The 25777-nt window shown below is 61.8% G+C and carries 20 protein-coding genes; 8 read left to right on the top strand and 12 right to left on the bottom strand.

From position 1 onward, the window contains the following. Positions 1-124: 124 nt before the first annotated feature. The 11 genes from LAB08_RS13970 to LAB08_RS13920 form a co-directional block, all read right to left on the bottom strand. Positions 125-1732 (bottom strand): 5-guanidino-2-oxopentanoate decarboxylase, encoded by a 1608-nt coding sequence (locus tag LAB08_RS13970; RefSeq protein WP_096515399.1) that lies wholly within the window; start codon positions 1730-1732, stop codon positions 125-127. A gap of 10 nt (positions 1733-1742) precedes the next feature. Continuing rightward, the gene (locus LAB08_RS13965; RefSeq protein WP_096511642.1) at positions 1743-3842 is read right to left on the bottom strand and encodes an acetate--CoA ligase family protein; all 2100 of its coding nucleotides are present in this window, start codon (positions 3840-3842) and stop codon (positions 1743-1745) included. 18 nt (positions 3843-3860) lie between these two features. Beyond that, the gene (locus LAB08_RS13960; RefSeq protein WP_096511643.1) at positions 3861-5021 is read right to left on the bottom strand and encodes an acyl-CoA dehydrogenase family protein; all 1161 of its coding nucleotides are present in this window, start codon (positions 5019-5021) and stop codon (positions 3861-3863) included. 85 nt (positions 5022-5106) lie between these two features. Next, positions 5107-5898: an enoyl-CoA hydratase/isomerase family protein gene (locus LAB08_RS13955; protein WP_096511644.1), complete on the bottom strand. Its 792-nt coding sequence runs from the start codon at positions 5896-5898 to the stop codon at positions 5107-5109. A 335-nt stretch (positions 5899-6233) separates the two neighbouring features. Then, positions 6234-7646 carry an amino acid permease gene (locus LAB08_RS13950; RefSeq protein WP_096511645.1) on the bottom strand — a complete coding sequence of 471 codons (1413 nt, stop codon included), beginning with the start codon at positions 7644-7646 and terminating at the stop codon, positions 6234-6236. Positions 7647-7969: 323 nt separating this feature from the next. Next, positions 7970-10240, bottom strand: coding sequence for an ATP-binding protein (locus tag LAB08_RS13945; protein WP_096511646.1), 2271 nt, complete (start codon positions 10238-10240; stop codon positions 7970-7972). Next, positions 10237-11001: a substrate-binding periplasmic protein gene (locus tag LAB08_RS13940; protein WP_096515401.1), complete on the bottom strand. Its 765-nt coding sequence runs from the start codon at positions 10999-11001 to the stop codon at positions 10237-10239. Before LAB08_RS13940 ends, LAB08_RS13945 begins: the two co-directional genes overlap by 4 nt. 26 nt (positions 11002-11027) lie before the next feature. Continuing rightward, positions 11028-11744 carry a response regulator gene (locus tag LAB08_RS13935; RefSeq protein ID WP_096511647.1) on the bottom strand — a complete coding sequence of 239 codons (717 nt, stop codon included), beginning with the start codon at positions 11742-11744 and terminating at the stop codon, positions 11028-11030. A gap of 92 nt (positions 11745-11836) precedes the next feature. Beyond that, positions 11837-12499, bottom strand: coding sequence for a TetR family transcriptional regulator C-terminal domain-containing protein (locus LAB08_RS13930; RefSeq protein WP_096511648.1), 663 nt, complete (start codon positions 12497-12499; stop codon positions 11837-11839). Positions 12500-12716: 217 nt separating this feature from the next. Then, complete coding sequence (locus LAB08_RS13925; protein WP_096511649.1) at positions 12717-13502, bottom strand: class II aldolase/adducin family protein; 786 nt, start codon at positions 13500-13502, stop codon at positions 12717-12719. A 75-nt stretch (positions 13503-13577) separates the two neighbouring features. Continuing rightward, positions 13578-14627, bottom strand: a complete 1050-nt coding sequence (locus LAB08_RS13920; RefSeq protein WP_096511650.1) for an ABC transporter substrate-binding protein — start codon at positions 14625-14627, stop codon at positions 13578-13580. Between the two features lie 313 nt (positions 14628-14940). Here LAB08_RS13920 and LAB08_RS13915 point away from each other — a divergent pair, with 313 nt between their 5' ends. Both LAB08_RS13915 and LAB08_RS13910 read left to right on the top strand, forming a co-directional pair. Continuing rightward, positions 14941-16896 (top strand): oxidoreductase, encoded by a 1956-nt coding sequence (locus LAB08_RS13915; RefSeq protein ID WP_096511651.1) that lies wholly within the window; start codon positions 14941-14943, stop codon positions 16894-16896. Between the two features lie 180 nt (positions 16897-17076). Then, positions 17077-17673, top strand: a complete 597-nt coding sequence (locus LAB08_RS13910; protein WP_096511652.1) for a helix-turn-helix domain-containing protein — start codon at positions 17077-17079, stop codon at positions 17671-17673. Here the strand turns inward: LAB08_RS13910 and LAB08_RS13905 are convergent. After that, entirely contained in the window at positions 17670-18599 is a 930-nt protein-coding gene (locus LAB08_RS13905; RefSeq protein WP_096511653.1) for a helix-turn-helix domain-containing protein, read from the bottom strand. The two genes, LAB08_RS13910 and LAB08_RS13905, sit on opposite strands and share 4 nt — an antisense overlap. 162 nt (positions 18600-18761) lie before the next feature. Between LAB08_RS13905 and LAB08_RS13900 the strand changes: the two genes are divergently transcribed. From LAB08_RS13900 to LAB08_RS13875, 6 genes are all read left to right on the top strand, one after another. Then, positions 18762-20120, top strand: coding sequence for a glutamine synthetase family protein (locus LAB08_RS13900; RefSeq protein WP_096511654.1), 1359 nt, complete (start codon positions 18762-18764; stop codon positions 20118-20120). A gap of 136 nt (positions 20121-20256) precedes the next feature. Then, on the top strand, positions 20257-21345 hold the full coding sequence (locus tag LAB08_RS13895; RefSeq protein WP_096511655.1) for a polyamine ABC transporter substrate-binding protein: 1089 nt from the start codon (positions 20257-20259) through the stop codon (positions 21343-21345). Beyond that, on the top strand, positions 21342-22643 hold the full coding sequence (locus LAB08_RS13890) for an NAD(P)/FAD-dependent oxidoreductase (protein ID WP_096511656.1): 1302 nt from the start codon (positions 21342-21344) through the stop codon (positions 22641-22643). Before LAB08_RS13895 ends, LAB08_RS13890 begins: the two co-directional genes overlap by 4 nt. A gap of 225 nt (positions 22644-22868) precedes the next feature. Further along, positions 22869-23465: a paraquat-inducible protein A gene (locus LAB08_RS13885; protein WP_096511657.1), complete on the top strand. Its 597-nt coding sequence runs from the start codon at positions 22869-22871 to the stop codon at positions 23463-23465. Further along, positions 23462-24118 carry a paraquat-inducible protein A gene (locus tag LAB08_RS13880; RefSeq protein ID WP_096511658.1) on the top strand — a complete coding sequence of 219 codons (657 nt, stop codon included), beginning with the start codon at positions 23462-23464 and terminating at the stop codon, positions 24116-24118. The genes LAB08_RS13885 and LAB08_RS13880 overlap by 4 nt, the downstream gene beginning before the upstream one ends. Beyond that, positions 24099-25775: a PqiB family protein gene (locus LAB08_RS13875; protein ID WP_096511659.1), complete on the top strand. Its 1677-nt coding sequence runs from the start codon at positions 24099-24101 to the stop codon at positions 25773-25775. Before LAB08_RS13880 ends, LAB08_RS13875 begins: the two co-directional genes overlap by 20 nt. Positions 25776-25777: the final 2 nt, after the last annotated feature.

Below are 25777 nucleotides of genomic sequence, written 5' to 3'. Positions count from 1 at the left end.
CCTTCCTCCTATAAAAACGATCCTGTAGGAGCGAGCTCTGCTCGCGATGGTATCAATGACACCGCGTACCTTCAGACAGCACGCGTAATCGTTGACGTCCATCGCGAGCAAGCTCGCTCCTACATCAGCGAACGCAGGCATGCTTGAGTTCGATCAGGGTGACGCCGTTGCGATTGAAGCCATGGCGCAGGTCGGTTTGCAGTTCCGCGAGATTCTGCGGCTGGCTCACCGTGCAACCGAAGGCGCGACCCAGGGCGGCGAAGTCCGGATTGCGTGGCAGCACGCCGATGGGCTCGATATCGAGGCCGATCATGTCGTCGCGAATCTGCCCCAGGGCATCGTTGTTCCACAGCAACACCACCAGCGGGCTGTCCAGCTCCTCGACCGCCGTCGCCAGTTCCTGTGCGGTGTAGAGGAAACCACCGTCACCCACCAGCACCAGCCCCGGCCGTTGCGGCGCGCCGAACTTGGCGCCGATCCCGGCCGGCAAGCCGTAACCCAAAGTGCCGTAGCCGGTCGGGTGCAACCAGCTGCGGGTGGCCTGGCTGGCATAGGCATAGTTGCCGGTGTAGGCCAGTTGGGTCATGTCGGTGCTGATGAAGGCGTTGGCCGGCAGTTCGGCGGCGATGCGTTGCAGAATCGCCTGATGGATCGATTGCAGCGGACCATGACCGGCCTGAATGGCTTCACGCAGTGCCGCGACTTTGGCGATGGCAACGTCGGCATTGCGGACATCCGTTGGCAGGCGCTCCAGCACGGCGGTCAGCGTCTGTTGCGCATCCCCGTGCAGCGCCACGGCGCATGGGTAAAAGTCGTTGAACTTGCGCGGATCGATGTCCACGCGCAGCACTTCACCAGTGAGCGGCAGGCGTTCGCGCCAGAAATCGGTGTCGGCCATTTCCGTGCCGACCGCCAGGATCACGTCGGCCTCGGCGATCAGCTCCCAGCCCGGTTCTACGCACAGCGATGAACCGGCATTGAGCGGTGCGTCCGGTGGCAGCAGGCCTTTGCCGGCGACGCTGGTGAACAGCGGCGCGGCCAGGCGGGTGCTCAGTTCCTGCAACTGCGCTGCGGCATTCAAGGCACCGCCGCCGGCGATGATCATCGGTTGCTTGGCGCCTTGCAGCTTGGCGACGGCTGCGTCCAGTACATCGGACGCTGGCGTGCCGCGACCCGGACGACGCACCACTTCGTTGCTCCAGTCACGGGCGACCGGTGCCGACAGCACGTCGAGCGGCACCGAGATGTGCACCGGGCGCGGACGCTCGCTGTCGAATACCGCGTAGGCACGGGCGATCAGCTCCGGCAGGTCTTCGGCGGTCAGGGCCACCGCCGAGAATGCGGTGATCGGCGCGGTCATCGCGCGCTGATCCTGGCACTCGTGCAGGATGCCCCAGCCCTTGCCGAGGCTGGCGGTGTGGTTGACGCTGGAGATCACCAGCATCGGAATCGAGTCGGCGTAGGCCTGGCCGATACCGGTGGCAGCGTTGGTCACGCCGGGACCGGTGATGACGAAGCACACGCCGGGCTTGCCGCTGACCCGGGCATAGCCGTCGGCCATGAAACTGGCGCCCTGCTCATGCCGCGTCAGCACGTGGCGAATACCGCTGCCGGGAAGGCCGCGATACAGCTCCAGGGTGTGCACGCCGGGAATGCCGAACACGGTGTCTACGCCGTAGTTGGCCAGCAGACGCACCAGCGCCTGGCCACCGGTCAAGGTTTTGCTTTGCATGTTCAGGTCCTCACGCATGGGCGATGCGAATCAACGCATCGACCGCGGTCGTGCCATCGGCACCGACCAACAATGGGTTCACATCCAGTTCCAGCAATTGCGCGGCGTTTTCGCAGGCGTAATCGGCGACCGCTCGTATCGCTGCTACCAGCGAATCCAGATCCGCCGCCTCGCGACCACGGAAGCCTTGCAGCAACGGGGCGCTGCGCAGGCTCAACAAGGCCTGGCGAATCGCGCCGTCGGTGGTCGGCAGCAACAGGTTGCGACTGTCCTTGAGCAGCTCCACCAGAATGCCGCCGGCGCCAATCACCAGGGCCAGGCCGAAATCGTTTTCACGCTTGATGCCGACGATCAGCTCCGCCAGTGGTGGCTTGGCCATCGGTTCCAGCAGCAGTTGATCGAAGGGCACGTGCGGCGCGTACGCCTTGATGCTGGCGCGCATCTTGTCCAGCGCGGCACTCAGGGCTGCGTCGTCCTTGAGGTTCAGTGCCACGGCACCGGCTTCGGTCTTGTGCGGCAATTGCGCGCTGACCGCCTTGAGCACCAGCGGATAACCCAAGGCGTTGGCGTCCTTGAGCGCTTTGTCTGGCGTACTCAACACCCCGTTGGGCGTTGGCAGGCCAAAGGCACGCAAGGCCTGTTTGGAATCCCATTCATTGAGCAACTGCCCTTCGCCTTCCAGTGCCTGCGGGCTGAGCGGTACCAGTGCTGATTCACCGAGGGCCAGCAAGGCCTGGCGATTACGCTGGTAACCGGCGATACGGCCCCACGCCGCCAATCCGTCTTCGACCCCCTGCAACGCCGCCACGCCCTGGGCATGCAGGCGCTCACGGGCGTGAGGCGGCAGCAGCTCAGGGAAGGCCGAGGTGACGAAACCGGTCTTGCCATGACGCTCCAGCGCCTTGCAGTACAGGTCCAGTAGCAGGTCGCATTCCTTGCGCTCGCCGGTAAACTCCGCCGGGTAGTCGAGCACCAGCATCGCCGCGTCCGCTTCGGTGCGCAGGGCACTGTCGAGCATGGCGTTCAAGGCCTCACCGTCGCCCCAGATCGCCGTGGTGAAGTCCAGCGGGTTGACCAGGTTGGCGTAGCTCGGCAACACCTGGGCCAGTTCGCCGACTTGTCCTTCATCGAGTTTCGGCAGGCTCAGGTCATTGCGTTCGGCGTAGTCGGCAATGAAACCGGCATCGCCACCGGAACAGGCCAGCGCGATCAGACTGTTGCCCGCCGGCAAGTTACCGCAGGCCGCGGCTTTCAGGGTCTCGACAAAACTGACCGGGCCACTGACGCGGATCACCCCGAGGCGCGCAAACAGCGCGTCGTACAACGCGTCGGAGCCGGACAACGAGCTTGTGTGACTGAGGGCCAGTTCGGCGCCGATCTGCGACACGCCGGTTTTCAACGCGATGATCGGAATGCCCTTCTCCAACGCCTTGTGCGCGGCGCGGGCGAAACCCGGTACGTTCTTCAGGCCTTCCAGGTGCAGGCCGATGGCGGTGACCCGTGGCTCGTCGAGCAGCACGTCCATCAGTTCGGCCACGCCCAGTTGCGCCTGATTGCCCACCGAGGCCATGTAGGCCACCGGAAGCGAGCGGTCGCTCATGGACAGGTTGTAAGCGAAGTTGCCGCTCTGGGTCAGCACTGCCACGCCCTTCTCCACCGCTTTGCCGCCGTGGGCCACCGGCCACAGCGCGGAGCTGTGCAGGTAGTCGAGCAGGCCGTAGCAGTTGGGGCCGAGCAAGGCCATGTCGCCGGCGGCTTCAAGCAATTGCTGTTGCAGCGCCTGCCCTTCGGCGCCGGTTTCGGCAAAACCCGAGGCGTAGCAGATGGCGCCGCCGGTGCCGATGGCGGCGAGTTCGGCGACGCAGGTCAGGGTCAGGTCGCGGTTGGTGGCGATGAACACCGCGTCCGGTCCGCACGGCAAATCGGCAATGTTGCGCACGCAGGGCACGCCTTCAAGGACGTCGTGCTGCGGGTTGACCAGCCACATTTGCCCAGGGTAGCCGCCATCGGCGCAGCGCTTGAGGGCGCGGGCCATGCTGCGGCCACCGACGAAGGCCACGTGGCGTGGGGCAAGCATGCGCTTGAGGTTGTCACGAATGGTTTGCGACATGGGAATTCTCCGGACCGATCAGCGCAGCAGCGGCCGCAGCAGCTCACGGGAAATGATATGGCGCTGGATTTCCGAAGTGCCTTCCCAGATCCGCTCGATCCGCGCGTTGCGCCAGATGCGCTCCACCGGACCTTCGTCCATCAGGCCCATGCCACCAAAGATTTGCACCGCCTCATCGGCCGCGCGCCCCAGCACTTCACTGGCGAACAGCTTGGCCATGCCGGCCTCGCCATCGGTCATGGTGCCCTGGTCCATCTTCCACGCGGTGTGCAAAGTCAGCAGTTCGGCGGCGCGAATTTGCGTGGCCATGTCCGCCAACTTGAAGGACACGCCCTGATAGGTGCCGATCGGCTGGCCGAACTGTTTGCGGTCCGCTGCCCATTGCAGCGACACGTCCAGCGCCCGTTGCGCCTGACCGACGCAGTTGGCGGCGACCATCACCCGGCCTGCGGTCAGCCAGGCGTTGGCCACGTCCCAGCCCTTGCCGACTTCGCCCAGCACTTTGGAGGCCGGTACGCGGCAGTCGTCGAAGAACATTTCGAAGGTGTGATAGCCACGGTTGCTCACGCACTTGGGGCCACGGCGAATGGTCATGCCGGGGGTGTTGCGGTCGACCAGGAACGAGGTCACGGCGTTGCGCTTCTTGCCGTTGTGCTCGTAGGTGTCGGTGACGGCGAAGACGATGGCGAAATCGGCGTGGCCGGCGTGGCTGATGAAGTGCTTGCTGCCATTGAGGATGAAGTCGTCGCCGTCACGCACGGCGCGGGTCTTGATCGCGTTGGCGTCGGAACCGGCGCCCGGCTCGGTGAGGGCGAAACAGTCGATTTTCTCGCCCTGGATGCACGGCAGCAGGTAGTCGTTGATCTGCTCGCCCTTGCAGGCCATGAGAATTTTCGACGGCCGCGCGACGAACACGTGCAGTGCCCAGGAGACCTTGGACAGTTCACGCTCGATCAGCGCCTGGGACAGGTAATCCAGACCGCCACCGCCCACCTCTTCCGGCATGTTGAAGGCGTAGAAACCGGCGGCAATCGCCTTGCCGCGAATCTGCGCCGCCAGCTCCGGGGAAACTTCATCGGCGCGATCGACCTGATCTTCATAGGGCAGCAGTTCCTTTTCGACAAAACTGCGTACCGCGTCCACCAACATTTCTTGTTCTTGGGTCAGTTGGAAATTCATGGTGCTACCTGTTGTTCGTTATCTGAGAATCGGGGCGGAGCTGAAAACATTCGCTGGCAAGCCAGCTCCTACGGATCGTGTTGGCTTATCGACCGATGAAGCGTGCCGGGCGTTTTTCCATGGCGGCGCGCAGGGCTTCGTTGCCGTCTTCGCTGCGACCGCACAACAGGCCGGCAGCCAGTTCCGCCTGCAGTTGCTCGGGCAGGCTGCGGTCGGCGCCTTCGCGCATGAGTTTCTTGGTCTGGGCAAAGGCAAAGGTCGGACCGGCGGCCAGGCGCGAGGCGAGCTCACTGGCGGCGGTCAGCAACTGATCGTCGGCGCAGACATCACTGACCAAGCCGGCGTCCAGGGCACGGTCGGCGCCCCACAATTCGTCGAGAAACAGCAGGCGCTTGGCCTGCTCGACACCGATCAGCCGTGGCAAGTGCCAACTGGCGCCGGCATCCGGTGAGTAAGCCATGCTGGTGTAACCGGCCTTGAACCGTGCCGATTGCCCGGCGATGCGCAGGTCACAGCACAGGGTCAGGTCCATCCCCGCGCCGACGGCGGTGCCGTTGATGGCGGCGATGGTGGGTTTTTCCAGGCTGTGCAGGCGGGTCATCAGGGCGTGGGCGGTTTCGGTCCAGCCGTAGGTTTCCAGCGCGCCCCGGGCTTCGGCTTCGGCCCATTCATCGAGGTCGGCCCCGGCACAGAAACTGCGGCCACTGCCGGTCAGCACCACCACGCGGACCGCAGGATCGGCGTTATAGGTGTCGAGCAAGGCATGCAGGTTTTTCAGCGTCGGGATGTCCAGCGCATTGCGCTGTGCGGTGCGATTGAGGGTGATCCAGGCAACGCCTGCTTCGACCTGACTGAGCAGCGAATCGTGAGTAGTCATGCGAGTCCCCGAATTATTGTGATTGGTCTGAGGTGTTGCGACTGAAGGCCATACTAAACGAGTGTTCAGTAAGGCGGCAATTGGTGGGGAAATAGGCTGTAACAGGCGTACTAATCAGTTATCTAATTGTTTTAATTGAGTTTTTTATCGAAAGACAATCTTTGCTCGCTATCTCTGTTACAACTTCGAACAACTGCCCACAGGGCACCGCAAAACAACTGTGGGAGCGAGCCTGCTCGCGATGACGGCGTCACATTCAACATCTCTGCTGACTGACAGACCGCTTTCGCGAGCAGGCTCGCTCCCACAGGAAGCAATGCCTTGTTTGTCTGGAATCAAGCGCCCGGTAAACTCGGCGCCAACACCTCTTCATGCTTGCGATGGAACAGGAAGTACGCGCCATAGCACAGCGCAATAAAGCCAAAGCCCCAGTACAGCGATGGACGCTGGGTTTCATCCAGTGCCAGGAACACGAACAACGAGCAGCACAGGGTGATGCACATCAGTGGCAGTACCGGGAACCACGGGGCGCGGTATTTCAGGTCGCTGAGTTTGCCGCCGTCGCGCAGGTAGGCCTTGCGGAATTTGTATTGGGCCAAGGCGATGACGATCCAGGTCACCGTGCCGGACATGCCGCTTACCGCCATCAGCACCATGAACAAGGTGTCCGCCGCGACGAAGCTGGTCATCAGCGACACCAAAGCGAAGCACAGGGTGATGCTCAGGGCACGCAACGGCACGCCACGTTTACTCAATGGCGACAGGCTTTTCGGCGCCATTCCGGTTTTCGACATCGCCCAGAGGATGCGGGTCGAGGCATACAGGCCGGAGTTGCCCACCGACAAAATCGCGGTGAGGATCACGAAGTTCATCAGGTCGGCGGCATAGGGAATACCGACCATGTCGAACACCTGCACGAACGGACTTTCCATCAGCCCCGCCTGCTGCCACGGCACGATGGCCGACAGCACGACAATCGCCAGCACATAGAAAATCAGCACGCGGAACACCACGTTGCGCACCGCGCGCGGGATGCTTTTTTCCGGCTGATCGGTTTCGCCGGCGGCCACGCCCATGATCTCGCAGCCCTGGAACGCGTAGACCACGGTCATCATCACCGCGAAGACGGCGGACATGCCGTTGGGAAACAGTGAATCGCCGATCAGGTTGGTCGCCATCGGTGCCGGTGCACCGCTGCTCAGCGGCATCACGCCGAAGATCACCAGCACGCCGACCACGATGAAACCCAGAATCGCCGCGACCTTGATCCCGGAGAACCAGTACTCCGCCTCACCGAAGGCGCGGGTCGCCATGGCGTTAATGCCGAACAGCACCACCACGAACAGCGCCGACCAGTACCAGATCGGCACCGCCGGGAACCAGCGGGTCATCAGCATGCCGGCCGCGGTGAATTCCAGGCCGACGGTGGTCGCCCAGCTCATCCAGTACACCCAGCCGATCATGAAGCCGGTGGCCGGGCCGATGAATTTCGTGGCGTGGGTCTGGAACGAACCGGAGACCGGCATCTGTACCGACAGTTCGCCCAGGCAGACCATCACCAGGTACATCAGGAAACCGGCCACCAGATACGCCAGAATCGCCCCCACCGGGCCGCCCTGGTTGATGGTCACGCCGGAGCCCATGAACAGCCCGGTGCCGATCACGCCGCCCAACGACAGCATGAAGATGTGCCGGCTTTTCAGGGCACGGGTCAGTTGGATGCCTTTGCGATCAGTGTTTTCGTTCATGTCGGCACCTCAGCAGTCAGTGAGGGGCGCGGCGCATGACAGGAGGTCATGGCTCGGGGAGGGATCAGCTTTACGGCAATTCATTATTATTATCTCCAATAAGCTTCGAAGACCGCGCTGCGGCGGTTGCGTCGATTATTGGAAAGCCATGTAAGGCCCTGTTGTACGTAAAGATCAAAGATGTAAAAAGTCGTAACAACCTTGTACACCCTGTGGGAGCGAGCCTGCTCGCGAATGCGGCGTGTCAGTCAATAGATGTGCGAGCTGTTACACCGCCTTCGCGAGCAGGCTCGCTCCCACAGGGAAATGTGGTGTGCCTGGGATTATCGGGGCAACGTTCCCAGAAGGTCTTCGAGGGTTTGCAGCGCCCGCTGCATTTGCGCCTGAACGGTTGGCGCCAGCCCAGGAATCGCCGATTCGTCGTTGCCCAGGGCCGCAGTTTCCAACTGGCGCAATACCGCCGCAAGCCCACGAAACCCCAACGAATCACTGCTGCCCGCCAAGCGATGTGCCAGTTGCGCGACCTCCGTGCAATCGTCAGCCTCGATCGCTTCGTCCAGCGCTTCGCGATGTTGAAGGATCGAATCGCGCAACACGGTCAACAGCCCCTGCACTTTCTGCTCACCGAGCAAGGTGCGATGGGTGTGCAGCAACGGCCAATCCATCGACTCGTCCTCGACCACCGCCTCGGCGACCGCTGCCTGCCCCAACAGCACCTTTCGCAGGTTCTCCAGCTTCAGCGGTTTGGCCAGAATGCCGTCCATCCCCGCATCCAGATAACCGCGTACCAACGCCGGTTGCACGCTGGCGGTCAGGGCGAAGATGCGGGTCTGGCGATTTGGCCCTTCCGTGCTGCGAATCCGCTTGCACAATTCGACACCGCTCATTCCCGGCAGATGCACATCCAGCAGAATCAGATCGAAGGCCCGCCCGGCGCACTGCACCAACGCCTGCTCGCCATCGATGGCCAGCCACACCTGATGCCCGTCCCGCTGCAACAGCCCTTCGGCGACTTCGCGGTTGAGCGCCACATCCTCGACCACCAGTATGTCCAGCGCCGCGCCCGTCGCATGAACCGACGCGACGTCGATGACGCCGCTGCCCGGCTGCAAGGTCAGTTCGAACCAGAAACAACTGCCGCGCCCGACTTCGCTGCTGACGCCGATACTGCCGCCCATGTGCTCCACCAGATGTTTGCAGATCGCCAGCCCCAACCCGGTGCCGCCAAAGCGCTGCGCCACCTCCTCACTGGCCTGGGTGAACCGCTCGAAAATCTTCGCCTGCATCGCCGGGGCAATGCCGATACCGTTGTCGGTGACGCTGACCCGCAAACGCTGCCCGTTCTGCACTTCAGGCTGATCGAGCAACGCCACCTCGACGCTGACCTCGCCGCCTTCGGTGAACTTGATGGCATTGGCCAGCAAATTACTCAGCACCTGCCGCAAGAATTGTTCGGCGCCATAGTGATGTTCGGCCACCCGCTGATCGACCCGGCAATGCAGGAGCGTGTCGTTGTCCAGTGCCTTGGGTTCGAGCAGGGTCAGCACCTCGTCGAGCAACTGGCGCATCGAGAAATCCACCGGCTCGGGCAGGCTCGCGCCCTCCTCCAGCTTGGCGAAAAACAGCACTTCATTGAGGATGCTCAGCAAGCCCTCGCCGGCCTTGTGCAAGGCGTCCAGGCGCTTGCTGTCCTGCGGGTCAAGACGGGCGCCGCGCAGCAACTCGGCCATGCCGAGAATGCCGTTGAGCGGTGTGCGCAGCTCGTGGCTCATGGTCGCCAGAAACCGCGACTTGGCCTGGTTGGCGGCCTCGGCTTCGTCCTTGGCGCGCATCAGGCTGGCAGTGCGCCGTTCGACCCTGCGCAGCAATTCGTCGCGGTTGTCCTGCAAGGCCAGGCGATCGGTTTCCCGGCGCTCGATGTCACTGAGGATCGCCCGGCGCATGTCATCCAGGGCGTGGGCCACGGTGTCGATTTCGTCTTCATGTGCGTTGCGTCGCTTGTCCAGGCGCAGCGGCTCATGCCACTCACCAGCGGCAATGCGCCGGGCGAACCCGGCCATGACTTGCAGGTGCCGGGTGACCAGGCGATAAAACAACCCGGACAGCGCAATCGCCAGGCCGCACAAAAACGCCCCCATCCACAACAGGCTGGTCAGTCCGGTGGCGTACAGGCGCTGATACACCGCGCCCAGGTCGGTGCTGACTTCCAGCTCGCCGAGCTGGCGCAACGGGCCGGAAGGTGGTTGATAGTCCAGGGCAAAACGCTCGATGCGCAACGGGCCGACCGGGTCCGGGTTGCCTTGCAGCAAGTCGTAGTCGGGGCTGGTCAGGTGCACCCGCGCCACGTCGGAAAAATCCACCAGACCGCGCAATTGCACGTTCAACTGCTCCTGGTTCAGGTCCCACAGGCTGCGCTCCAGGCTCGCCAGATAGCCGGCGCGGATCAGCTCCATGCGCGAGTCGATTTCGCGCATTTCCCGGCGGTATTCGATGTACAGCTGCACGCTGCTGGCCAGCACGGTGAAGCACAGGCTGAACAACAGAATGAACAGCAGCAGGCGCCGCAGCAGTCCGCCGGGTCGAGCGCGAATCATTGGGCGTTGGCCGGCAGGTTGATCATGTCGCGGTAGGTGACTTCGCTTTCATTGAGCAGCCGCTCGATGTCGCCAGCGTCCACCATGCGTTGCAGCTGGGCGTTGATGTCAGGCATGCGCGTAGCCAGCGGCGAACGGCGTGAAACGGCGATCCGCAGGTAATCCACGCTCAGGGCCGTGGGCAAGGCGACAATGTCTTGCGCGCCGGGCAGGCTTTCCACGTACAACTGCCCGGTGCGGCGTTCCTGGGTGATGAAATCAATACGGCCGCGAATCAGCTTGCCGAAGTTCTGGCGACTGTCCGAGACCCATTCGATGTTGTTGTTTTGCGCGACCATGCGATCGAACTCCACGCCGTAGCTTTCACCGAACAGCAAGCCGCCACGGTAGTTGGCCAGGTCCTGCAAGCGTTCGAATTTCACCGGGTGTTGGCGATTGATGAACAGCGCCACTTCCTCACGCAGCACCGGTACCGTGGAAAACAACATGCTCTGTTCCCGCTGCACAGTGCTGTAGGCCAGCACCACGTCGACCCGGCCTTCGGCGGCGTCGAGCAGGCAGCGCTTCCAGTTGCCCAGCACCACCACCTCGACGTCGTAGCCCAATTGGCTGAACAGCTTTTTCACCACGCTCGGCGCCAGGCCGCGGACCTGTTTGCCATCGCTCCAGGAAATCGGCGGGTACACCGGGTAATCGCAATAGCGCACCTTTTCAGCCGCCAGCGCATAGCCGGACATCATCGGCAAAATCAACGCCAGCATCAGCCAGAGCCGTCGCCCCACGACCATCACGCCGCCAGGCTGGCCGTGAACAGGTAACCGGCGCCGTGGATGGTGATAATCAACTGCGGTTCGGCGGGGTCGTCGTGCAGCTTGCGGCGCAAGCGGCCCACCAACACGTCGATGGAGCGGTCGTTGGGCACCCATTCGCGGTTGCGGATCTGGTCCATCAACTGGTCGCGGCTCAGGGTGTGGCCGCTGTTGCGCAGGAACACGCTGAGTAACTGATACTCGCCGTGGGTGAGCAGAGTTTCACTGCCGGCCGGATCAATCAGGCGCCGGCGGTCGGTGTCCAGCGCCCAATCGGCAAACTGTTTGACGGGTCTGGAGATTGGCGCCACGGGTTGAGGAACCTGTGCGTGACGAACCCGGCGAATCAGGTTTTTCGCCCGGGACACCAGTTCCCGTGGATTGAGGGGTTTGATCACATAGTCATCGGCACCGCATTCGAGGCCGACGATGCGGTCGATTTCGTCGTTGCGCCCGGTGATCAGGATGATCCCGACTTCCGAACGCACCCGCAGTTCGCGGGTCAGGGTCAGGCCGTCCTTGCCGGGCAAGCGGATATCGAGCATCACCAGGTCGACAGTCTGGCTGGCCAGGAAGGTTTCGGCCAGTTCCGCGGTGGCGGCGCAATGCACGTCGTAGCCTTCCTGGGAAAGATAGGCCTGCAACAATTCGCGAATCAGCGGATCGTCATCGACGATCAGTACCCGAGGCGTCATTACGTGGTGTCCTGCACAGGCCCGAAGGCGTATTTCTTATTAGAGTGTTTAGCTGCATCAGCGCCAGAGAGTAGCCACTACTGAACAGGTGATCAACAGCTGCTCGTCTGCACATCGCTTGTCTTGATGCAAAATCGCTGGCGCCCGCCAGCCTGCAATCCGTCGACCCAGGCCTCGCAAATCTGGATGCCCTGCTCCGGCGTGAACGTGCCGGGGTTAAGTCCGGACTCCAGCCATAAGCCATCGAGCAAGGCGCTGAGACTGATCGCGGCGAGATCGGCGTCAAAGTTTTCCCAGCCCTCTTCCTGCGCCAGTTCCATCAGCACCTTGCGCAAAATGCCACGGTACTCGCCGTAGGAATGATCGTGGGCCTGATTGATCGCCTCAGCGGTTTTCACCGCACCCCAGAACGCCAGCCAGGCATCGATCAACTGCGGATCGAGCAATTCGGCGGAGAACGAACCACGGAAAAACGCCGACAACCGCTCGCGGGCATTGGGTGCCGCCTGCTCCATGGCATCGCGCAGCAGGGTCATGACGCGCCCGGTGATCGCCATGTAGGCCTCGGCCACCAGTTCGTCCTTGCCGGAATAGTGATGACTGATCAAGCCGACCGAGACGCCGGCCTCGGCGGAAATCTTGCGGATCGAAGCGCCCTGGAAGCCATGGCGCTTGAGGCACACCAGCGTCGCCTCGATCAGATTGGCCTTGCGCAACTCCGGTTCCATGCGGGAAAAACGGGCTTCCTGATTCATGGCGACATGCTCCTGGATTCAATCATTGGGGCCCGCGTTTTGCTTGCGAGTTGAACGACTGTACAGCAAGAGTATGCACGCCTGAAAGACCGCTTTCGCGAGCAGGCTCGCTCCCACAAGGTTTGTGTCATGCGCGATATTTGCGAACGACTCGATCAACTGTGGGAGCGAGCCTGCTCGCGAAGGCGTCAGCCCATTCAACACAAAAAACCACGGATCAATCCCGATACCCCGGCGCCACGCGATCGAGCAATCGCAACAACGCCGCCCAGGCCAATTGCATCGCATCCGGGTCAGCCAATTCGCCCTTATCCAGCGGCCGTCCCGGGTCATTGAACTGGCGTTCGGTGTGCTCACACACCTCGGCCGGAGGCAGCACCAGTTCCCCGGCAGCCTGCGCCGCCAGCTGAATCTCACAGGCCTTTTCCAGGTAATACATGCGCAAAAACGCCTGGCTCACGGTTTCGCCGACGGTCAGCAAGCCATGGTTGCGCAGCATCAACACCGGCTTGTCGCCCATGTCCTGCACCAACCGCTGCTGCTCGCTCATGTCCAGCGCCACGCCTTCGTAGTCGTGGTAAGCGACCTTGCCGTAGAACTCCATGGAAATCTGGTTCACCGGCAGCAACCCGCACTTCAAGGCGGCCACGGCGCAGCCGGATTTGGTATGGGTGTGCAGCACGCAGTGCGCGTCTTCCCGGGCGCCATGAATCGCGCTATGGATCACGAACCCCGCCGGGTTGACGGGATAAGGCGATGGCTCGACGGCGTGGCCATTCAAGTCAATTTTCACCAGATTCGATGCAGTGATCTCATCGAACATCAATCCATAGGGATTGATCAGAAAATGATGTTCCGGCCCCGGCAGGCGCACTGAAATGTGGGTGAAGATCAAATCGGTCATACGAAAATGCGCAATCAAGCGATAACAGGCCGCCAGTTCCTCGCGCAGGCGCTGTTCGGTCGCGCTGCGCGCAGTCAGGTGGGTGGCGATCTCATTCATTGTTGTGGTTCTCCAGGCTGATCGGCTGGGCAAACAGTACGGCTGGACGCGCACAGACGTCCAGCCGCTTTGGACTTACTTGCTGGCCCAGGCGTTGAAGCGTTCCTCCAGCTCTTCGCCATGGTCAACCCAGAAACCGACGTCCATCGACAACGCGCCCTTGAGGTTCTGCGGTGCGGTCGGCACCCATTTGGCCAGTTTGTCGTCCAGTTGCGCGGCAGCCAGGGTGTTGGTCGGCCCGTAAGGAATCAGGTTCACATACTTGACCTGGGCATCGGGCTGATTGGTGAACGCGATGAAGCGCTTGGCCTGATCCACATGTTTGGAGCCCTTGATGATCGCCCAGTAATCCATACCGTACAGACTGCCGGGCCAGACCAGGCCAAGGTGGCTGCCTTTTTGCGCGGCGTCGGCAATGCGTCCGCTGTAGGTCGAGGTCATCACCACGTCGCCCGACATCAGCCATTGAGGGGGTTGCGCGCCCGCCTCCCACCACTGGATGTTGGGCTTGAGCTCGGTCAATTTAGCGAACGCGCGATCCACGCCTTGCGGGGTGGCGAGTACCTTGTAGACGTCTTCGGTTTTCACCCCGTCGGCCAGCAAGGCGAACTCCAGGTTGTACACCGCACGCTTGCGCAACCCGCGTTTGCCGGGGGTTTTCTTCACGTCCCAGAAGTCGGCCCACGAAGTCGGGGCTTGCGCCAGTTTGTCGGTGTCGTAGGCAATCGCCACGCTCCAGACCATTGCTGCCGATCCACACTCCTGCGCCGCTTCGGGGATCAACTGGTCAGCACGCCCCAGTCGCGCCCAGTCAAGACGCTCGTACATGCCTTCTTCGCAACCGCGCATCAGGTCCGGGCCTTCGATCTGCACCACGTCCCAATCGACGTTGCCGGTGTCGACCATCACTTTGATCCTGGCCATTTCACCGTTGTATTCGGCCTGCATGACCTTGCTTTGATCCAGCGTGGCGAACGGCTGAAAGAACGCCGCGTCGAGGGCTTTCTGTCCGGCCCCGCCGTATCCGACCACCACCATCTCCGACCCTGCCTGAGCGTTGCCAAGGCCCAGGGCCATGGACAACATCAAGGGATAAAAACCGTGCTTGAGCGTTCGCGATTTCATCAAAGGTTCCTCTTGCAGGTACCGCCCGGACTGACACCGGAATGGCCCTTTTTATTGTTGTGAGGTTCGACCCGGGAACGGGCCAGGAATGAAACTACTGCAAGCCACAGTAAAAAAACAAGTTGATTTTTTACTGAAGGTAAATTTCTATAGGCCAATAATAACAACGCCAAAAACCTGCTACCTCTGTAGGAGCGAGCTTGCTCGCGATGGACGTTAACGAAAACGCGGGCTACCTGATTCCCCGGGGTGCCCGGACCTCCATCGCGAGCAAGCTCGCTCCTACAGGTCAGCCTGCCGGAGCAACCGCACCATGCCGACCCCAGCCTTTGCGCATCTGTTCGAACCCTTGCAGATCCGTGGCAAGCGCCTGAAAAACCGCATCATGTCCAGCGGTCACGACACTTCGATGCCCACCGACAACCTGGTCAATGAGCAACTGATCGCCTATCACCGGGCGCGGGCCGAGGGCGGTGTCGGGCTGATCGTGCTGCAAGTGGCCGGCGTGCATGACAGCGCGCGGTACACCTCCCACGTGCTGATGGCCACCGACGACGCCTGCATCGACGGCTACCGGAAAATCGCGCAGACCTGCCATGCCCACGGCACCGTGGTGTTGTCGCAGGTATTCCATCCGGGGCGGGAAATCATGGAGTCCGCCGATGGTCTGCTGGCCGTGGCCTACTCCGCGTCGACGGTGCCCAACGAGCGCTTCCGGGTGATGCCGCGGGCGCTGGATCAGGCGATGATCGACGAGATCGTCGCCGGCTACGCCGCTGCCGCCCGACGCCTGCATCAGGCCGGGATCGATGGCGTCGAAGTGGTGGCCAGTCACGGCTATTTGCCGGCGCAGTTCATCAATCCACGGGTCAATCGCCGCACCGATGGCTACAACGGCGGACTGGAACAGCGTCTGCGCTTCCTGCGTGAAGTCATTGCCGCAATACGCGCCGGCACCGACGAAGACTTCATCATCGGCCTGCGCATTTCCGCCGACGAGCGCGACCCCGAAGGCCTGACCGAAGACGAATCCCTGGCCGCCGTGCAATTGCTGCAAGCACAACTGGATTACGTGCACATCGTCGCCGGCACCTCGGCCTCCCTCGGTGGCGCCGTGCATATCGTGCCGCCGATGGCGATTGAAGCAGCGTATCTGGCCAAGGAAGGTGGGACGTTCAAGGCCAGCCTGGACATTCCGTTGTTCGTCACCGGACGCATCAACCAGCCCCAGGAAGCCGAGCTGATGATCGCCCGCGGCCAGGCCGATGTCTGCGGCATGACCCGCGCGCTGATCTGCGACCCGCAAATGCCCAACAAGACCGACACGGGCCGTGCCGAAGACGTACGCGCTTGCATTGCCTGCAATCAGGCGTGCATCGGGCACTTCCACAAAGGGCTGCCGATTTCCTGTATCCAGCACCCGGAAACGGGGCGCGAGTTGATCTTTGGTCAGCGCAAACCGACTGCAGCACGCAAACGCATCATGATCGCCGGCGGAGGGCCTGCCGGAATGAAAGCCGCTGCGGTGGCGGCACAACGCGGGCATGACGTGACGCTGTACGAAGCCAGCTCGCAACTCGGCGGCCAGGTCCTGCTGGCGCAATTGCTGCCACGGCGCAGTGAGTTTGGCGGTGCCAGCACCAACCTGCAGCGGGAAATGGAACTGGCCGGGGTGCGCGTGGTGCGCAACACCCGGGTCGACCGCGCCCTGGTGGAGCAGGAAAAACCCGACATGGTGATCGTCGCCACCGGTGCCGAACCCTACTGGCCGCACTTCGAACGCGGCGGCGAGTTGCAGGTGGTGGATGCCTGGCAGGTACTGCGCGATGAGGTGCAGATCGGCCGTTCGGTGGTGGTGGTCGACTGGCGCTGCGACTGGATCGGCCCCGGCATTGCCGAGCGCCTGACCCGCGCCGGACATCAGGTGCAACTGGCCGTCAACGGCACCCATTGCGGGGAAAGCCTGCCGCTGTACGTGCGCGATCAACTCGCCGGCGAGCTGCACAAACTGGGGATTCCCATCACCCCTTACGCGCGGTTGTACGGTTGCGACGACAACACCGTGTACCTGCAACACACCGCCAGCGGTGAGCCGATGCTGTTGGAAAACATCGACACGCTGGTGCTGTGCCAGGGCCATCAACCGCTAGACACCCTGGGCGACGAACTGCAAGGCCTGGTGGAATTTCGGCGGATCGGCGACTGCCTGGCACCGCGCACCGCCGAAGAAGCGATTTATGAGGGCCTGAAGGTCGCGTGGGAGCTTTGAGCCTGTTTATACTCCGGGGCCTTTGTTGAACAACGCAAAAACCTGTGGGAGCGAGCCTGCTCGCGAAGGCGTCATGCCAGTCGATATCTATGTCGACTGAAAGACCGCTTTCGCGAGCAGGCTCGCTCCCACAGGGATAATGCACATTAGCTCAAGCCCCTCCCCGGTTCGGAATTGACCATGAGCAACAACAGCACCACACAGCCCGCAACCGGCACCGCCGAACCGCACTTTCTCGGCACTCGCATTCGCGGCCTGCGCAAGCGCCGGGGCATGACCCTGGCGGAACTGGCACAGCAAAGCGAGCTGACCGCGGGCTACATCAGCCAGCTGGAACGCAACCTCGCTTATCCATCAATCCCGGCGCTGTTCAACATCGCCCGCAGCCTCGGGGTGACCATCCAGTGGTTCTTCGCCAGCGAAGCCAACACCGCTCCTGAAGACGACGGCATTGTCGTGCGCAAGAACAGTCGCATGAGCGTGCATTACGAAGACGGCATCATCGACCAATTGCTGACCCCGCAACCCAGTCAGCAATTGGAAATGCTCCACTCGCGCTTTCCGCCCGGCACCTACAGCCAGCAAAGCTATAGCCACGAAGGCGAAGAAGCCGGTTATCTGTTGTCCGGCAGTTTCGAATTATGGGTCGGCGAGCGCTATTTCCAGCTCAACGAGGGCGACAGCTTCAGCTTCTCCAGCCAGGAACCGCACCGCTACGGCAACCCCGGCGAGGTGGACGCGGTGGTGATCTGGGTGATCACTCCGCCAACGTTCTAACGCCGCCCGCGCGCCGGCGCAGTGACGCTCGCGCGCTTGAGGGTGTCGCTCGGCAACTCCTTGAACAGCGCGCGGTAGCTGCTGGAAAACCGCCCCAAATGCCAGAATGACCAGTGCATCGCCACCTCGGCGACGGTGGTTTGCGTCGGCGTGCGACTGAGCAATTCGCGGCGCGCACTGTTGAGGCGGCGCAGGCGCAGCCATTGGGTCGGCGCCATGCCGGTGTAGGCCTTGAACGCCTGCTGCAACTGGCGCAACGACACCCCGGCGACCTGGGACAGTTCCAACAGGTTGAGGTGTTCTTCCGGGGTATCCGCCGCCCATTCCCCTACCCGCTTCATGATCGCCCGTTCCCCTGCCCGGCGCTGCAACGCACCTTGATCAAGACAGACGCGCGCGTTGTCGAGGATGAACAGACAGTCGTCCAGCAATTGCTCGGTCAGGGCTTCGCGACTTGGCGGATCGAAGGTCTGCGACAGCCGTGTCAGCGTGCCGCTGAGCCAGCGGCTGAACAACGCGTTCTGCTGCGAATTGAGCGGCGCCATGAACAACCCTTCCAGCCGGGCCACATCCAGTGCATGGCGCTGGACGAACTCCGGGCCGAACACCACGGCGATTTCCTGGTAGTTCTCCGGGGTGATCCAGATGTTGCGGCTTTCGCCATTGAGCACGTAGAGCGCGTTGTCGCTGCGATCGAAACAGAACGCCAGCGAACCCTGCGGCGCGCTGAAATTCTGCTCGACCCGAGTGTTCATGGACTCTTCGTAAATCTCCACGCCCTGCAGATCCAGATAGCGCACCAGGCCTGCGAAATGCCCCGGCGACATCTGTTGGTAGTGCTGGACCCAGCCCGGCGTGGCGCGGATTTGCTCGGCGACATCGGCGGTATTGAACGCTTGAACCTGAAGGGAATGACACGCTGTCATGAGACGACCTTACGCACTCTTTTGGTGCGCTTTGTGCTGCTTAAAGTGGATAGATGGAACCGCAAGGCTCGCCCAAGATAGTCGTCAACGCGCTACAGGGGAAGTGTCCGGCAGATGAAGCCGACATCTCCTGGCGTTAATAAAACCAATAACGAGGTCTTTATGAATGTCCCTTTCGATCAGCTGTTCACGTGGCTGAAAGATCACAAGATTACCGAAGTCGAGTGCGTCGTCAGCGACCTGACCGGCATTGCACGCGGCAAAATCGCACCCACCAACAAGTTCCTGCATGAGCGAGGCATGCGCCTGCCGGAAAGTGTGCTGTTGCAAACGGTAACCGGGGACTTTGTCGACGACGACATCTACTACGACCTGCTCGACCCTGCCGATATCGACATGGTCTGCAAGCCCGACGCTGATGCGGTGTATGTGGTGCCATGGGCCATCGAGCCGACCGCCATCGTCATTCACGACACCTTCGACAAGTTCGGCAACCCCATCGAACTGTCGCCGCGCAATGTGCTGAAGAAAGTCCTGCAGCTGTACACCGACAAGGGCTGGAAGCCTATTGTTGCCCCGGAAATGGAGTTTTACCTGACCCAGCGTTGCGAAGACCCGGACTTGCCGCTCAAGGCGCCGTTGGGCCGTTCGGGCCGCGCGGAGAGTGGTCGCCAGTCGTTCTCCATCGACGCCGCCAACGAGTTCGACCCGCTGTTCGAAGACGTCTACGACTGGTGCGAACTGCAAGGCCTGGACCTCGATACGCTGATCCATGAAGACGGCCCGGCGCAGATGGAAATCAACTTCCGTCACGGCGACGCGCTGGACCTGGCCGACCAGATCACCGTGTTCAAGCGCACCTTGCGTGAAGCCGCGCTCAAGCACAACGTCACGGCGACCTTCATGGCCAAACCGATTGGCGACGAGCCCGGCAGCGCCATGCACATTCACCAGAGCGTGGTGGACATCGCCACCGGCAGGCCGATCTTTGCCGATGCCGACGGGCAGATGAGCGACCTGTTCCGCCAGCACATCGGCGGCCTGCAAAAGTACATCCCCAAAGTGCTGCCGATGTTCGCCCCCAACGTCAACTCGTTCCGCCGCTTCCTGCCGGACACTTCGGCACCGGTCAACGTCGAATGGGGCGAAGAAAACCGCACCGTCGGCTTGCGCGTGCCGACCTCCAGCCCTGAGGCGATGCGCGTGGAAAACCGTTTGCCAGGGGCCGACGCCAACCCGTACCTGGCCATCGCCGCCAGCCTGTTGTGCGGCTACATCGGCATGGTCGAAGGCATCGAGCCGAGCGCCGCGGTCCAGGGCCGCGCCTATGAACGCCGCAACCTGCGCCTGCCGATCACCATCGAAGACGCCCTGACGCAAATGGAAGAGTGTGACGCCATCGGCCGTTACCTGGGCAGCAAGTTCGTGCGCGGCTACGTCGCGGTCAAACGCGCCGAGCACGAGAACTTCAAGCGGGTGATCAGTTCCTGGGAGCGTGAGTTCCTGTTGCTGAGCGTCTAAAGACCACACATCCCCTGTAGGAGCGAGGCTTGCCCGCGAAAGCGGACTCTCAGTCAACGGTGATGTTGAATGTACTGGCCTCTTCGCGGGCAAGCCTCGCTCCTACAAAAAAATAAAAATTCCAAGAGGTGTCGATATGCGTCTATTGAAATCCATGGTTCCGCTCGCGCTCACCGTCATGTGCAGCGCCGTGGCCCAGGCCCAGCCACAGGTCAGCGTCTACAACTGGACCGACTACATCGGCGAGACCACCCTCGCGGACTTCCAGGCCAAATCCGGGATCAAGGTGATCTACGACGTCTTCGATTCCAACGAAACCCTGGAAGGCAAATTGCTCGCCGGGCGCACCGGGTATGACGTGGTGGTGCCGTCCAACCACTTCCTGGCGCGACAGGTCAAGGCCGGCGCTTTCCTCAAGCTGGACCGCGCCGAACTGCCGAATTTCAAGAATCTCGATCCGAAACTGCTGGCCCTGCTGGAGAAGAACGATCCGGGCAACGAGCATTCCGTGCCGTACCTGTGGGGTACCAACGGCATCGGTTACAACGTCGACAAGGTCAAGCAAGTGCTGGGCATCGACCATATCGACTCCTGGGCCGTGCTGTTCGAACCGGAAAACATCAAGAAACTCAGCCAGTGCGGCGTGTCGATCATGGACTCGGCGGATGAGGTGTTCCCGGCGGTACTCAACTACATGGGCATGGACCCGCGCAGTGAAAACCCCGAAGACTTCAAAAAGGCCGAGGCCAAGCTGCTGAGCATCCGTCCGTACGTCACTTACTTCCACTCCTCCAAGTACGTTTCGGACCTGGCCAACGGCGACATCTGCGTCGCGTTCGGTTACTCGGGCGATGTGTTCCAGGCCGCCAACCGCGCGAAGGAAGCCAAAAACAATGTGAACATTGCCTACGCCATCCCCAAGGAAGGCAGCAACCTGTGGTTCGACCTGCTGGCCATTCCCGCCGACGCCAGCAACCCGAAAGAAGCCCACGCCTTCGTCAATTACCTGCTCGACCCGCAAGTGATCGCCAAGGTCAGTGCCTCGGTGGGCTACGCCAACCCGAACCCGGCCGCCAAACAGTACATGGACGCCGAACTGGTCAACAATCCCGAGGTTTACCCCTCCCAGGCAGTCCTCGACAAGCTCTACATCTCGACCACGCCGCCGCAGTCGATCATGCGCCTGATGACCCGTTCCTGGAGCAAAGTGAAGTCCAACCAATGAACCAGTACACCCAGGAACATACGCACTCTTACTACGCCGCCTCGGCCCACGGCATGGCGCCCTTCCCCACGCTGGACGCAGACCTGATGGCCGATGTCTGCGTGATTGGCGGCGGTTTCACCGGCGTCAATACTGCCATCGAACTGGCTCAGCGCGGACTCTCGGTGATCTTGCTGGAGGCCCGGCGCATCGGTTGGGGGGCCAGCGGGCGCAACGGCGGCCAATTGATTCGCGGCATCGGCCATGATGTCAGCGGTTTCGCCCGATATGTGGGCGCCGAAGGCGTGCGATATATGGAGCGCGCGGGCGTCGAATCGGTGGAATTGGTGGGCCGGCGGATCCGTGAGCACGGTATCGATTGCGACTTGCGCTGGGGCTTCTGCGAACTGGCCAATACCCCGGCGCAGTTCGCCGGGCTGAAGGCCGAACACGCAGAGCTGCTCGAGTCGGGCTATGCCCATGAAACCCGTCTGGTCGAACCCGGACAGATCCCTCAGCAGGTCGTGAACTCGGACCTGTATGCCGGCGGCTTGATTGACATGGGCTCGGGTCACTTGCATCCCTTGAACCTGGTGCTCGGCGAAGCACGGCTGGCGCAGTCCCTTGGCGTGCGGATTTTCGAGCAAAGCCCCGTCCTGGAACTGATCCATGGCAGCTCGGTGCAGGTGCGCTGCGCCACTGGCACGGTCCGCGCCGGCAGCCTGGTGCTGGGCTGTAATGCGCATCTGGAAGAACTCGAACCGAAACTCAGCGGCAAGGTACTGCCCGCGGGCAGCTACATCATCGCCACCGAGCCCTTGTCGGCGGAACAGGCGGCGCAGTTGATCCCGCACAACCTGGCGCTGTGCGACCAGAAAGTCGGCCTGGATTACTACCGGCTCTCGGCCGACCGGCGCTTGCTGTTCGGCGGTGCCTGCCACTATTCCGGGCGTGATCCACGGGACATCACGGCCTACATGCGCCCGCAGATGCTCAAGGTCTTCCCGCAACTGGCGAACGTACGCATCGACTATCAATGGGGCGGCAAGATCGGCATCACTGCCAATCGTTTCCCCCAGGTCGGGCGTTTGAGCCAGCATCCGAACGTGTTCTATGCCCAGGGCTATTCCGGCCATGGCCTGAACGTCACGCACTGGTGCGCAAAACTGCTGGGCGAAGCGATCTACACCGGGCACAGCCAGGGCTTCGACGTGTTCAGCGCCGTGCCGCACATGACCTTCCCCGGCGGCCGCGCCCTGCGCTCGCCCCTGCTGGCCCTCGGTATGCTCTGGTATCGGATGCGTGAGGTGCTTGGCTGACATCCACAAATGATTTCTCCTGTGGGAGCGAGCCTGCTCGCGAAGACGGTCTGACATCCGGCAACTCAGTTGCCTGACACACCGCATTCGCGAGCAGGCTCGCTCCCACAGGGTTTTGCGCTACATGTAAGGTCCCTCGTTCAGCCTTTCGATTTGCTCAATCGCAAGTCACTTCTATATTGAGGGGGTGCTCATCAATTCCTGCCTTCTGTCGAGCCTGGCCCAATGGCGACGAGTGACCCACTGATCATCTGCGAGCACTGTGACTGCGTGTACGAGAAAACCACGCTCGCCAAACATCAGAAGACCTATTGCGTCCGCTGCGGCGGCGTGCTTCAGCGCTATAACGGTCTGACGGTGGAGCAGCGGCTGGCATTGACCTTCACCGCCCTGATGCTGTGGATCTTCGCCAATTTCTATCCGGTCATGAGCATCAGCCTCAAAGGCCTGAAAAACAGTGCGACGCTATGGGATTCAGTACTGGCCCTGAGTCTGGGCCCCATCACGTTCATCGCGATGGTGGCGGCGATCGCCATGATCATCGCGCCGATTTTCCAGCTGGTGCTGCTGATCTGGGTCTTGTGCTTTGCCCTCACCCATCGGCGCTCCCCGGGTTTCAGGTTCTGCATGCGCTGGCTGGAAACCCTCAGGCCCTGGAGCATGCTGGAAGTCTGCCTGCTGGGTGCGATGGTCGCTGTGATCAAACTCGCGGGGTTGCTGGATGTGTTGCCCGGCATCGGCCTGTTCGCCCTGGCCATTCTCAGCCTGATGATGATCCGTGTCGCCGGTCGCGACATTCGTGATCTGTGGGACATCCCATGACTACGCCCCCGGTCGCCAGCGATCTCAACCTGTGCCTGTGCCATACCTGCGGGATGGCCTGTGACATGACCCATGAGCCTCACGAATGCGAGCGCTGCGGCGCCCCGCTGCACCGGCGCAAGACCAACTCGCTGACCCGGACCTGGGCCTACATGCTCGCGGCCCTGGTGTTTTACATTCCGGCCAATCTGCTGCCGGTGATGAACACCAAAATGGTCGGTAATGGCGCCGACAGCACGATCATGAGCGGTGTGCTGGAGTTCTGGCAGCACGGCGCCTGGGACATTGCCCTGATCATTTTCATCGCCAGCATCGCGGTGCCGGGCATCAAGTTCGTGGCGATCACGTTGCTACTGGTCACCGTGCAACGCGACAGTCTGTGGGCGCGCCAGGAGCGCTCCAAGCTCTACCGTTTTGTCGAGGTCATCGGTTACTGGTCGATGCTCGACGTGATCGTGGTCGCCCTGGTGGCCTCGTTGGTGAAATTTCAAGCCCTGGCCGATATTGAACCGCGCCCGGGCATTCTGTTCTTTGGCCTGGTGGTGGTCTTCACCATGTTGTCGGCGATGAGTTTCGACCCACGCCTCATCTGGGATGCCACGGGCGAACATCCACACATTGAGGAGGTCAAGGATGAAGCAACAAGCCACTGACGGGCCGCAAGCCCCGGGTCAGGCGCCCATCAAGACCCGTCGATTCAGCGTGTCGCTGGTGTGGATCGTGCCGATCGTCGCGGTACTGGTGGGGCTTTCCCTGGTGGTTCACAGCATGTTGCAAGAAGGCCCGACCATCACCGTTACGTTCAAGACCGGCGACGGCCTGACGGCGAACAAGACCGAGGTCAAGTACCGCAACGTGGTCATCGGCAACGTGACGGACGTGGAACTGAGCAATGACCAGAAGAGTGTCAACGCCACCATCAAATTGTCCAAACAGGCCGAAAGCTTTACCAGCAAGGACTCGAAATACTGGGTGGTGCGGCCGCGCATAGGCGCCGGTGGTGTATCGGGTATCGACACCCTGCTGTCCGGGGATTACATCGGTGCCGACATCGGTCAGGACAATGCCCGTGCAAAGAACTTCAAGGGCCTTGAGAACCCGCCACCGATTACCTACGGCGAACCGGGCAAACGTTTCACCCTGCATACCCAGGACCTGGGATCGCTGGATATCGGCTCGCCGGTTTATTACCGCAAGATTCCGGTGGGTCAGGTCGTGGCCTACGCCCTGGACCCTGATGGCAAAGGGGTGAACATCGATTTATTCATTCATTCGCCCAACGACGCCTACGTCACCGAGAACACCCGCTTCTGGAATGCCAGCGGTATCGACGTGAACGTCGGTGCCAACGGATTTGCGGTCAAGACCGAGTCCCTGTCTGCAATACTGGTGGGCGGCATCGCCTTTCGCGCACCGGAGTACAGCCCCAATGACAAACCGGCCCCGGAAGAGTATGCCTACGAGCTGTTCGACGACCAGCAAAGCGCTCTCGCCCCGCCCAATGGCAAGCCGCAATACCTGGCCTTGCGTTTCGATCAGGCGTTGCGCGGGCTCAAGGTCGATGCACCGGTGGAGTTCCTCGGCGTGGAAATCGGCAAAGTGGTGGCGGTTAACCTGGACTTTGATGCGAAAAAACGCAGTTTCCCGGTCAACGTCGGCATTGTGATTTACCCGCAGCGTCTGGGACTGGCCCACACCAAAATGCTCAAGGAGTTGAATCATGACCCCAGCGATGAAGCCGCGGCCGTACGGCTGATTGGTTCCTTCATCGATAACGGCCTGCGAGGTCAGGCCCGCACCGGCAACCTGCTCACAGGCCAGCTGTATATCTCCCTGGACTTCTATCCAAAGGCGGAGAAAGTGGCTTTCGATCCCAACGCCCGCCCGATCAGCATTCCGACCGTGCCTGGCAGCCTCGAACAGTTGCAGGAAAAACTCGAAGCCATGGTCACCAAGATCAATCAGCTGCCCATCGAGCGAATTGCCGGCAACCTGGACAGTAACCTCGTGGAATTGCGCAAAAGCCTGGGGCACTTCAATGCCAAGACGCTGCCAGGCGTGCAAAACACCCTGGTGGACGTCAGCAAGACCCTGCAGTCGGCCAATACGACGCTTCAATCGGCCAATTCGACCCTGGCCGACGATTCGCCACAACGGGAAAAACTGGGCCAGACCCTGGACGAGTTGGGGCGCACATCGCGTTCCCTGCGTGACCTCGCGGACTACCTGGGACGGCATCCGGAATCACTGATTCGCGGCCGTCCCGAAAATGCCGCGCCCATCGACCTTCAAGGGCCACCCAGCAAATGAGC

Origin of the sequence: Pseudomonas izuensis (genome assembly GCF_002356535.2) — a bacterium.
In the GTDB taxonomy this organism is placed as follows: Bacteria; Pseudomonadota; Gammaproteobacteria; order Pseudomonadales; family Pseudomonadaceae; genus Aquipseudomonas; species Aquipseudomonas izuensis.
This window is presented reverse-complemented; position numbering and strand designations above follow the sequence as displayed.